General features: G+C 34.8%; 13 protein-coding genes. All 13 read left to right on the plus strand.

Annotated features, from left to right (window positions below):
* Positions 1-2 precede the first annotated feature (2 nt).
* Positions 3-779, plus strand: a complete 777-nt coding sequence (gene rfbD, locus BLQ18_RS02785) for a dTDP-4-dehydrorhamnose reductase (protein ID WP_090292392.1) — start codon at positions 3-5, stop codon at positions 777-779.
* A 48-nt stretch (positions 780-827) separates the two neighbouring features.
* A complete protein-coding gene (gene rfbB / locus BLQ18_RS02790; protein ID WP_417935092.1) occupies positions 828-1,883 on the plus strand; it encodes a dTDP-glucose 4,6-dehydratase in 1,056 nt (351 codons plus the stop codon).
* A gap of 12 nt (positions 1,884-1,895) precedes the next feature.
* Positions 1,896-2,768 carry a glucose-1-phosphate thymidylyltransferase RfbA gene (gene rfbA, locus BLQ18_RS02795; protein ID WP_090292393.1) on the plus strand — a complete coding sequence of 291 codons (873 nt, stop codon included), beginning with the start codon at positions 1,896-1,898 and terminating at the stop codon, positions 2,766-2,768.
* Positions 2,765-3,310 (plus strand): dTDP-4-dehydrorhamnose 3,5-epimerase, encoded by a 546-nt coding sequence (gene rfbC, locus BLQ18_RS02800; protein WP_090292395.1) that lies wholly within the window; start codon positions 2,765-2,767, stop codon positions 3,308-3,310. Before rfbA ends, rfbC begins: the two co-directional genes overlap by 4 nt.
* 12 nt (positions 3,311-3,322) lie before the next feature.
* Positions 3,323-4,135, plus strand: coding sequence for a 3'(2'),5'-bisphosphate nucleotidase CysQ (gene cysQ, locus BLQ18_RS02805; RefSeq protein ID WP_262492768.1), 813 nt, complete (start codon positions 3,323-3,325; stop codon positions 4,133-4,135).
* Positions 4,136-4,570: a DUF2061 domain-containing protein gene (locus BLQ18_RS02810; protein ID WP_090292397.1), complete on the plus strand. Its 435-nt coding sequence runs from the start codon at positions 4,136-4,138 to the stop codon at positions 4,568-4,570.
* Positions 4,552-5,142: an adenylyl-sulfate kinase gene (gene cysC, locus BLQ18_RS02815; RefSeq protein WP_090292399.1), complete on the plus strand. Its 591-nt coding sequence runs from the start codon at positions 4,552-4,554 to the stop codon at positions 5,140-5,142. Before BLQ18_RS02810 ends, cysC begins: the two co-directional genes overlap by 19 nt.
* Positions 5,142-6,047: a sulfate adenylyltransferase subunit CysD gene (gene cysD, locus BLQ18_RS02820; RefSeq protein ID WP_090292401.1), complete on the plus strand. Its 906-nt coding sequence runs from the start codon at positions 5,142-5,144 to the stop codon at positions 6,045-6,047. The genes cysC and cysD overlap by 1 nt, the downstream gene beginning before the upstream one ends.
* A gap of 7 nt (positions 6,048-6,054) precedes the next feature.
* A complete protein-coding gene (gene cysN / locus BLQ18_RS02825; RefSeq protein ID WP_090292403.1) occupies positions 6,055-7,308 on the plus strand; it encodes a sulfate adenylyltransferase subunit CysN in 1,254 nt (417 codons plus the stop codon).
* A 126-nt stretch (positions 7,309-7,434) separates the two neighbouring features.
* Positions 7,435-8,772 (plus strand): flippase, encoded by a 1,338-nt coding sequence (locus BLQ18_RS02830; protein ID WP_090292405.1) that lies wholly within the window; start codon positions 7,435-7,437, stop codon positions 8,770-8,772.
* Positions 8,759-9,316 carry an acyltransferase gene (locus tag BLQ18_RS02835; RefSeq protein ID WP_090292407.1) on the plus strand — a complete coding sequence of 186 codons (558 nt, stop codon included), beginning with the start codon at positions 8,759-8,761 and terminating at the stop codon, positions 9,314-9,316. Before BLQ18_RS02830 ends, BLQ18_RS02835 begins: the two co-directional genes overlap by 14 nt.
* Positions 9,316-10,227 carry a sulfotransferase family protein gene (locus BLQ18_RS02840; RefSeq protein ID WP_090292409.1) on the plus strand — a complete coding sequence of 304 codons (912 nt, stop codon included), beginning with the start codon at positions 9,316-9,318 and terminating at the stop codon, positions 10,225-10,227. The genes BLQ18_RS02835 and BLQ18_RS02840 overlap by 1 nt, the downstream gene beginning before the upstream one ends.
* Before the next feature lie 110 nt (positions 10,228-10,337).
* Positions 10,338-11,312, plus strand: coding sequence for a glycosyltransferase family 2 protein (locus tag BLQ18_RS17050; RefSeq protein WP_262492773.1), 975 nt, complete (start codon positions 10,338-10,340; stop codon positions 11,310-11,312).
* The last annotated feature ends 47 nt before the right edge of the window (positions 11,313-11,359 follow it).

An 11,359-nucleotide genomic window follows, 5' to 3' on the forward strand; every position in this document is an offset into this window, starting at 1 on the left:
CAATGGATAGAATTTTGGTATTGGGCTCTGGGGGACAATTGGGCAAGACAATAGAAGAATTTTCTGCGGAGCACTCTAATCTTAAGTTTATATTTAAAAATTCGAAAGAAATAGACATAACCGATGAAAAGAAAATAATTGATTTAATTGCAACAGGTAATTTTGATTATTGTGTTAACTGTGCGGCATACACAAATGTTGAACAGGCAGAAATAAACCCTACTCCTGCATTTAGGATTAATGCTGATGCCGTAAAAACTCTAGCTATAGCTTGTCGTTCGGAAGATGTTTCTTTGATTCAAATTTCAACTGATTATGTTTTTGATGGCACCAAAGGTTTTCCCTATACAACAGAAGACAAAACGAATCCTATCAATCAATATGGAAAATCTAAATTACTAGGGGAGGAAAATATCCGTAAAATATTACCCAACCATTTTATTATTCGAACATCATGGTTATATAGTAAGAAGTATGGGCATAATTTTTACCGCACAATTTTGAAAAAAGCCCAAGAAGGAGCTGAATTAAGAATTACAGATGAACAAATAGGGTGCCCAACCAATACAGAAACATTGACCAAGTTTATTCTTGATGAAGTAATACAAGGCAATATTAAATATGGCACATATCATGTAACGGATGATGTTCCCATGACTTGGTATGATTTTGCTAAGCAAATATTAAAGGAGAATGATCTATCAAACAGGGTCAAACTTGTTTTAGATAGGAATTATCGTACTTTCGCTCGAAGACCGAAGAACAGTGTTCTAAGTTAAAAGGTCTAAATGCAACGAAAACCCCTAAGTTAAACTTAATTTAAGTTTGTGGAAATAAAAGATAAAAAAGTTCTAATAACAGGAGGAGCAGGCTTTATTGGGTCACATGTAGTCAGAAGGTTTGTGGAAAATTATAAGGACTATCAAATTTTTAATTTGGATGCACTTACCTATGCAGGTAATCTTGAAAACTTAAAAGATGTTGAGGAAAAGGACAATTATACTTTTATAAAAGGGGACATTACCAATATTGAATTCTTAAGTGCTCTTTTCGAAATAGAAAGATTTGATGGAATAATTCATTTAGCCGCCGAATCACATGTTGATAGATCAATATCCGAACCACTAGCATTCGTTAAAACAAATGTTCTTGGAACAGTTAATTTATTGAATCTTGCCATTAAGTGTGCAAAAGAGAATCCAGATTTTCGATTTTATCATGTTAGTACAGATGAGGTTTACGGTGCATTGGGAGATACTGGTTTTTTTACAGAAACGACCCCATACAGTCCAAACTCTCCATATTCAGCTTCAAAAGCAAGTTCAGACCACTTTGTTAGAGCTTATGGAGAAACATTTGGATTACCCTTTGTGGTATCAAACTGTTCCAACAATTATGGACCCAACCATTTCCCCGAAAAATTGATACCATTGTTCATCAACAACATTATCAACAATAAGCCATTGCCCGTTTATGGGGATGGTAATTATACAAGGGATTGGCTATATGTAATAGATCATGCGAGGGCAATTGATCTAATATTTCACCATGGAAAAAATGGTGAAACCTATAATATAGGTGGATTCAATGAATGGAAGAACATTGATTTGGTAAGGTTGTTATGTGGTTTAATGGATAAAAAATTAGGCAGAAAGGTAGGCGAATCAGAAGAGTTGATCACCTATGTAAAAGACAGACCAGGGCATGACTTAAGATATGCTATTGACGCAAGTAAAATAAATAAAGAGTTGGGTTGGAAACCAACCGTAACCTTTGAGGAGGGGCTAGAAATAACCATTGATTGGTATTTTGACAACCAAAATTGGTTGGACCATGTGACTTCAGGCGATTATAAAGACTACTACAAGAAGCAATATCAATAAAGCCAGAGAAATATGAAAGGAATCATTTTGGCGGGAGGTTCGGGAACTAGATTACATCCGTTAACCTTATCCGTAAGCAAGCAGTTAATGCCAATCTACGACAAGCCAATGATTTACTACCCATTGTCGACGTTAATGTATTCAGGGATTAGGGAAATTCTAATTATTTCAACCCCCAAAGACCTTCCTCTTTTTAAGGAACTTTTAGGAAATGGCAAAAAGTATGGTTGCAGTTTCTCCTATGCAGTACAAGAAGCACCAAATGGTTTGGCAGAAGCTTTTATCATTGGAGAAAAGTTTATCGGGGAAGATAAGGTAGCTTTGATTCTTGGTGACAATATTTTTTATGGGTCAGGTTTGTCAAAACTGTTACAAGGGAACAACGATCCTGAAGGAGGTGTTATTTATGCTTATCGGGTTCACGATCCAGAGCGGTATGGCGTTGTTGAGTTTGACATAGAAGGAAAGGCTATAAGCATAGAAGAAAAACCGCTTGAACCCAAATCCAATTTTGCGGTTCCGGGCATTTATTTTTATGATAATGACGTGGTTTCAATAGCCAAAAACATTAAACCAAGTCCCAGAGGTGAACTTGAGATTACCGATATAAATAAGGAATACTTGAAGAGGGGTACCCTTAATGTAAGTATTTTGGATAGGGGAACAGCTTGGTTGGATACTGGTACCTTCCAATCCTTAATGCAAGCTTCACAGTTTGTTGAAGTTATTGAAGAAAGACAAGGTTTAAAAATCGGGGCCATTGAAGCCGCTGCTTTTGAAATGGGCTATATTAACACACGGCAATTTAAGGTTCTTGCGGAGCCACTCATGAAAAGTGGCTATGGTAAAAATCTTTTGGGAATATTGAACAATGAGAATTTATGAAAGTAACAGAAACCAAGCTTAAAGGCTGTTTTATTTTAGAGCCAAGGGTTTTTGAAGACGAACGAGGTTATTTTTTTGAAAGCTTTAATCACAAAGCATTTTGTAAGGCAATTGGGCAAGAAGTAAATTTTGTTCAAGACAATCAATCATTCTCCAATAAAGGAGTTTTAAGAGGCCTACATTTTCAAAAAGGCAAACATGCCCAAGCAAAGCTTGTTCGTGTCCTAAAAGGGAGGGTTTTGGATGTTGCAGTTGATTTGCGACAAGATTCAGAAACTTATGGACAGCATGTATCCGTTGAGTTAACAAGTGATAACAATAAACAGTTGTTTATTCCCAGAGGTTTTGCACATGGGTTTGTTGTTTTGAGTGACACTGCCAAATTTATTTACAAATGTGATAATTACTATTGCAAAATGTCTGAGGGGGGAATAAGATTTGATACTCCTGAATTAAAAATAGATTGGAAATTGGAACAAAAAGATTTGTTGCTCTCTGAAAAAGATAAGATCTTGCCAACCGCCTTACAACCATTAACATAAAAACATTATAATTTGACCTCAGCAATTTTAGACAAACAACTTTTGTTAGCTGTTCAGGCTTCCATTGAGGCTGGACAGGAGATAATGAAAATATATGATTCTGTGGATTTTGGTACGGAATTAAAGAAAGATGATTCACCTTTAACACAAGCCGACTTGGAGTCAAATAAGGTAATCATGTCCTATTTGATAAATACAGATATTCCAATTATTAGTGAGGAGAATAAAAACCTTGACTTTGACCAAAGAAAAGATTGGGAATTATGCTGGATGGTAGATCCTTTGGACGGAACCAAGGAGTTTATCAAAAGAAATGGGGAGTTTACCGTAAATATTGCATTGATAAGCAATTGTAAGCCTATTTTGGGTGTGATTTATGTTCCTGTAAGCAAAGAACTTTATTTAGGAAATGTTGCGCAAAACAAATCTTACAAAATTGTTCTAAATGATAGTCTGAGCCTTCCAAATGATATTTTCGCATCTGAATATTTATTGGAAACTACCACTAATTCGAATCAATCAGTTGTCCGTGTTGTGGGTAGTAGGTCCCATATGAACGAGGAAACCGAAAACTATATCCAACATTTAAAGGATGACGGAAAAGAAGTTGAAATAGTATCAAAGGGAAGTTCGCTAAAATTTTGTATCGTGGCAGAGGGAAAGGCAGATATTTATCCCAGAGTAGCCCCAACCATGGAATGGGATACGGCAGCGGGCCATGCGATATGTACAGCAATGGGATTGAAAGTAACAAATTGGGAAACAGGTGAAGATTTAAAGTATAATAAGGAAAACCTTTTGAACCCGTATTTCTTGGTAAAATAAATGACTCAAAAAGTATCATATAAAAGGCATTTAGCCAAAACAATTACTTGGAGGCTGGTAGGCACAATGGATACCATTCTACTTTCCTGGGCAATAACGGGGAATCCTTTTACGGGATTGAAAATCGGATTTGCCGAAGTAGTCACCAAAATGACACTCTATTATTTTCATGAGAGAGTTTGGTTAAAAATTGATATTGAGGAAAGTAGAAAAAGACACATTATAAAAACAATTACTTGGAGGATATTAGGCACTTTGGATACCATTGTCCTTTCATGGTTTATTTCTGGAAACCCTTTAACAGGATTGAAAATTGGATTTGCTGAGGTTATTACCAAAATGATATTATATTATTTTCATGAGCGTTCTTGGTATAAGATCAATTATGGACTTGATAAAAGAAATAGAGCAAGGAAATGGAAGAGAACATCATAAAACATAATTATAAAATTGGAATTGAGGATAGAAGAAAGGCCAATGGTCACTCTTCATTCCTTATATTTTTTACTGGTCTTTCAGGTTCGGGTAAATCCACTATCGCCAATGCTCTTGAACAAAAGTTGGTGGAGGAAAACATTAAAACCTATACCCTTGATGGCGATAATGTTAGAAAAGGAATCAATAAGGATTTAAGTTTTTCCCCTGAAGATCGTTCAGAAAATAATAGAAGAATCGGTGAAGTGGCCAATTTGTTTGTGGATGCAGGATTAGTGGTGTTGGCCGCGTTTGTAGCCCCATATGAAAAGGATAGAAACCTGATCAAAAAAGCGGTGGGTGAAGAAAACTATATCGAGGTTTTTGTAAATACAAGCTTGGAAGAATGCGAAAGGAGAGATGTGAAAGGTCTGTACAAGAAGGCAAGAAAAGGAGAAATAAAGGATATGACAGGTATTTCCAGTCCATATGAAGTACCTTTACATCCAGATATTACGCTTACGGAAATGGAGTCCGTAAAAGAGGCGGTAAATAGAATTTATGAATTGATTCGACCCAAATTACAATTGTAATGAGTAAATATTATTTAAACTATTTAGATGAGTTAGAGTCTGAGGCCATTTATGTTCTTAGAGAAGTATGGGCCCAGTTCCAAAACCCTGTGATCTTATTTTCTGGCGGTAAGGATTCCATCGTAGTGACACATTTGGCCAGAAAGGCATTTTATCCAAGTAAGATTCCCTTTGCTTTAATGCACGTGGACACAGGGCACAACTTTCCAGAAACCATTAAATTTAGGGATGACCTAATTGATAGTTTAGGAGTTAGACTTATCGTTGGTTCCGTACAAGAATCCATTGATCAGGGAAGAGTGGCTGAAGAAAAAGGAAAGAACGCCACCAGAAATGCGCTTCAAATAACCACACTGTTGGATGCCATTGAATCAAACAAAGTGGATTGCGCAATTGGTGGAGGTAGAAGGGATGAGGAAAAAGCCAGAGCCAAAGAGCGATTTTTTTCACACCGTGATGATTTTGGACAATGGGATCCAAAAAACCAACGTCCAGAATTGTGGAACCTTTTCAATGGCAAACAATTTGAAGGGGAACATTTCCGTGTTTTCCCTATCAGTAACTGGACAGAGATGGATGTTTGGAACTATATTAAAAGAGAAAACATCGCCATCCCATCACTTTACTTTGCCCATGAAAGGGAAGTGGTTTGGAGAAGCAATTCATGGATTCCCAACTCCGAATTTTTAAAATTGGATGAGGGCGAGGAAGTATTGACAAAAAAAATAAGGTTCAGAACACTTGGTGACATTACCATTACGGGTGGCATAGAATCAGATGCAGATACCGTGGAAAAAATTGCACAGGAAGTATCGGCAATGAGACAGACCGAACGAGGAAACAGAAGCGATGATAAGCGTTCTGAAACGGCTATGGAAGACAGAAAAAAACAGGGATATTTTTAGAAAAGATATGATAGATAACAATCAACTTTTAAGATTTACCACGGCAGGTAGTGTCGATGACGGAAAAAGCACTTTGATCGGACGTTTGTTATATGATTCAAAATCCATTTTTGAAGACCAACTTGAAGCTATAGAAACAACTAGTAAGAAAAAGGGTCATGTAGGTGTGGATTTGGCGCTGTTCACAGATGGTCTAAGGGACGAAAGAGAACAGGGCATCACTATTGATGTAGCATATAGATACTTCACAACACCAAAGAGAAAATTTATTATTGCAGACACCCCAGGGCATATTCAATATACCCGTAACATGGTTACAGGAGCTTCAACTGCCAATGCAGCCATTATTTTGGTAGATGCAAGACACGGCGTAATTGAGCAAACCAAAAGACACGCTTTTATAGCTTCCTTATTGCAAATACCCCATGTGATCGTTTGTATTAACAAAATGGACCTTGTAGATTTTAGTGAAGAGGCATATAATAAAGTAATCGGTCAGTTTGAAGAGTTTTCTTCAAAACTGCTCGTAAAAGATGTTCGATTTATTCCCATCAGCGCCCTTTTAGGTGACAATGTAGTTAACCGTTCTGAAAATATGGATTGGTACCAAGGAGCTCCACTTTTGCACACCTTGGAGACCATGCACATTAGTAGCGACACTAATAAAGTGGATGCGAGATTCCCTGTACAAACGGTTTTAAGGCCTCAAAGCGAAGAGTTCAGAGATTATAGGGGTTATGCAGGTCGAATGGCCAGCGGTGTACTTAGAAAAGGGGATGAGATTACCATAATGCCTTCTGGTTTTACCTCCAAAATTAAATCTATAGACACATTTTCAGGAGAGGTAGAAGAGGCATTTGCTCCTATGTCGGTTTCCATCACACTTGAGGATGACATAGATATTAGTAGGGGAGATATGATTGTACGCTCCAATAACAAACCGGAAGCTCAACAAGACATTGAAGTAATGCTATGTTGGTTAAATAATAGTCCAGCAAAACCAAGAGCTAAATATTCAATAAAGCACACTTCTAACGAACAAAAGGCGATGATCAAGGAGGTGATGTACAAAATAGACATCAATACCTTGAACCGTAATTCAGAAGACATGGAAATGTCCATGAATGATATTTGTAAGGTAAAGATAAGAACTACTAAACCTTTAATGGTCGACTCTTATAGGGAAAATAGGACCACGGGCAGTATTATTTTAATTGATGATGCGACTAATGAGACAGTTGCGGCAGGAATGGTAGTTTAGGTATGAAAAGAATTTCCTAGACTTATATTCTATGTTTTTGGTTTTTTAATAAAAACCAATTAAGGTTATCCTAAATCTTCAATAATTGTATCATTCTACATAATTTAGAGCTTTAACTTTGTTTTTTTGATAAAAAATATCCAAAATAAGCTAGAGACCGATAAAAATTTAAAAGAACTTTTGTCCGGAAGCACAGTTACATTTGTAATTAGAATTTTTGGTCTTATTCTAAGTTATCTTGTGGTGTTTATTGTATCTAAAAAATTTGATGCTGAAGGAACAGGAATCTATACGTTGACCTTAAGCTTTTTGGAAATTATATCAATTCTGGGCACTATTGGATTAAATGTTGCGGTTTTAAGGTATGTAGGACAATTTAATACAGTTTCAAGTGAACCGTCAATTTTAAAACTATTAGTGAAAAATGTCTATAAAGTCGTCTTTCCATTCTCGATACTCTTAGCAATCGTAATATACTTTAATTCAGATTATATAGCAACCAATATTTTTGGCAATTCTACATATAAAAATGCATTGAAAATCTGTGCCGTTGTAACACCGTTTTATTCAATAAACCTTGTAAATGTGGAATACATAAGAGGTCTTAAGATATTGAGAATATCAGAGTTCTTGAGGAGTATTAATAGACCATTTCTGGTAATATTAGTTGTTTTGATCTTAGGCAAGGACAAGTTAAATCCCGTTTATGGCTTGGTCATTGCTGGCATTTCTGGGTATATTTTATCCACTTATTTCATTTACAATAAGTTAAGAAAAATTAAATCAACAAAAGCACAAATCAATGAATTAAACATTGGTAAATTACTAAAAACATCCACACCAATGTTAATTACTAGTTTATTTACATTTTTGTTGATTAATGCGGCTACTTTTTTTATTGAAGCCTATTCAACATCAGATCAGGTGGGAATATTTAATGTTTGCCTGCGAATAGCCAATTTGGTAAGTTTGATCTTAATAGTGGTTAATACAATAGCCGCTCCTAAGATTTCCGAATTGTTTTGGGCTAAAAATTTTAAAGGATTAGATAAGTTTATTCAGCAGGCTTCTAAAATGATTTTCTGGATAAGTCTAGTTTCAATTTTGGTTGTTATTACATTTTCAAATTTCATTTTAGGAGTTTTTGGCAATGATTTTAAATCAGGTGTTACGACGCTTGTTTATTTAGCAATTGGACAAGCAATAAATACGATATCAGGCCCTGCTGGACTTTTTCTAAATATGAGTGGCAACCAAAAAACACTCCGAAATATCATGGCTATTACTACAATTTTTGTGTTAGTCGGATATGCCGTGTTGGTGCCTGACCAAGGAATAGTAGGAGCAGCAATTGTTGGTATGGTTGGTTCATTTATAATCAATGTCTTTTCTGTGTTTTATGTATATAAAAAATACAAAATTTTAACTGTTTATAGATTTTGGAATTTTCATGGTACTAGGTAAAATAATTAGAAAAATTAAGAATAGGGCAAGTACTTTGACAAATAGGATATATTATTATCCATATTTAACTTGTAGCGGAGCAAACATAATACAAGAAAGGGTCCATATTCGAGACTTTAATGTAAAAAACAAAAGGTTATCGATATTACTGGCTAATAGTGCTAAAATTTACCATGATGTAATTTTGCAGGGCTCTGGGAAGATCTTGTTGGGAGAGAATAGTTTTATAGGATCATTTTCGGTTATTGGTTCAAATGAATCCATTAGTATAGGTAAAAATGTTATGATTGCTCAATCTGTCTCTATCAGGGATACAGACCATAATTTTGAAGATTTAAGTAAACCCATGATATCTCAAGGGATTATCACTAAAAAAGTGGAGATAAAAGACAATGTTTGGATTGGATATGGCGCGGTAATTACCAAAGGTGTTATAATTGAAGAAGGAGCAATAATTGGAGCAAACGCAGTGGTAACCAAAAACGTGCCCAAAAATGCAATTGTGGGAGGTGTTCCCGCAAAAATTATAAAATATAGAGAATAATGAAGGTAAATTTTTTCTGTATTGGCGCGCAAAAAGCCGGAACTACACTGCTTCATGATATACTTATACAGCACCCTGATATTTATTTACCCCCAGATAAGGAAGCACATTTTTTTGATGTGAATGAAAGATATGAAAAAGGACTTGACTATTTTGAAACTTTTTTCTCAACATATTCTGGACAAAAAAGAATAGGTAATATTAATCCAAATCTTCAGGTTGAAAATAGGTCCATTGATCGTATCATTGATTCTTATGGCAATAAAGAGGTTAAGATAATATTTATCCTTAGGGATCCAGTTAAACGCATGTATTCTCATTATTTAATGAGTAAAAAAAGGGGGTATGAGAAATTAACCTTTCAAGAAGCATTAAATCAAGAAAGTCACAGAATTAAAAACCCCAAAAACTATAAAAAATATTATACTAACGAATTAGGACATTTTGAGAAAGACCACCTAGGATATTCATTAAGAAGCCATTATTTAAAGACATTAAAGCATTTGCATCAACGTATTCCCCAAAAAAACATAAAAGTGGTTTTTTTTGAAGAGTTTCTTGGGGATAAACAAAATACAATTACTGACCTATTAAATTTTATTGAGGTAGATAATAATTTTGAATTTGATTTATCAATCAAAAGTAATCCTGCACAAAAGTCAAAATCAATTTTAGTTTCAAAATTCTTGATAACCTCCTCTCCTTTAAAAAGTGTTTTAAAAAAGATAACCCCTACTTGGATTAGGCTTCGAATCAAAAATTTTGTAAAAAAAATAAATTTAAAAGAACTTTCTGAAGAAGAAAAAAAACTTTCCCCTTTTATATACTCATCATTAAGAAAGGAGTTCGATAGTGAAGTTGAGGAATTGGAGAAATTTTTAAACAGAAGAATTGATTTTTGGGAGTATTAGAATATATTAAAAAGGAATTCCTAACGGGTCAATTCAAAGATCCCAATCACAATTAGGGATTTGTTTTTTAAAAGCTTAAAAAAGAATATAGACTGAAAGTTACCGTCCTCATAGTAAATTATAACAATTGGCAAGATACCATAGAATGTTTAGAAAGCGTTTTAAAGTCTAAATATTCACCGATCGATATTGTGGTAGTAGACAATTCACCTAGTTTCGATTCTATTAAAAATTTGGAATCCTGGGCAGAAGGTAATGTCAAAGTGGAAAGGACCAATTTTTCTTCATTGGTATTCCCGGAGAATAATAAGCCATTAAAATATCTTTCTATAAGTGACACTGAATATTGGCAAAAATCACAGAATGACGATTATGATGTGATTTTTGTTAAGGCAGGCAAAAATGAGGGTTTTGCTGCGGCCAACAATGTGGTTTTAAAGACTAAATTGGACAGATCTGGCCAAGAAGAATTACTTTTTTTGCTCAATAATGATACGGTCATCCCTCCGGACCTTATTACAAAATTGGCATCAAAATATGTTGAACATGACTATGGGGTTGTTGGATGTGTCTTGTTGGAATATTCAAAACCCGACATTGTGCAATCTGTAGGAGGGTTATACAATAAATATTTTGGTATTACCACTCAAGCCTTGGAGGGTATAAAAATCAACGAATTGGGTCTTGAAAAGGCACATATTGATTATCCTGTTGGGGCGGCTATGTTTCTTTCTATCAAGGTGCTAAAGCAAATAGGTCTTTTGGAAGAAAAATATTTTCTTTATTATGAAGAATTGGATTGGGTACAAAGAGGAAAGGTGACATATTCTACGACCTATTTTGAAGATTGTTTTGTGTATCATAAGGGAGGGGTAAGTATAGGGTCTAATCACAAAAGTTTTATAGCGGACAAATACTCTCTAATAAACAGGATTAATTTCGCTAAAAAGTATAATAGGACTTATCTGACAACCACATATTTAGGAGTGTTTTTTTCTATCTTTAAAAGATTTTTGTTTTTAAAATTTAAGCGTGGTGCAAGTCTTTTTTATGAAGTCTTAAAGATAAACCCTAATAAGTTTTGATACATAGTAACTAGATTTGATTGAGCTACTTTAAGACATATCCCTTT

Origin of the sequence: Flagellimonas zhangzhouensis, from assembly GCF_900102925.1 — a bacterium.
Classification (GTDB): domain Bacteria; phylum Bacteroidota; class Bacteroidia; order Flavobacteriales; family Flavobacteriaceae; genus Flagellimonas; species Flagellimonas zhangzhouensis.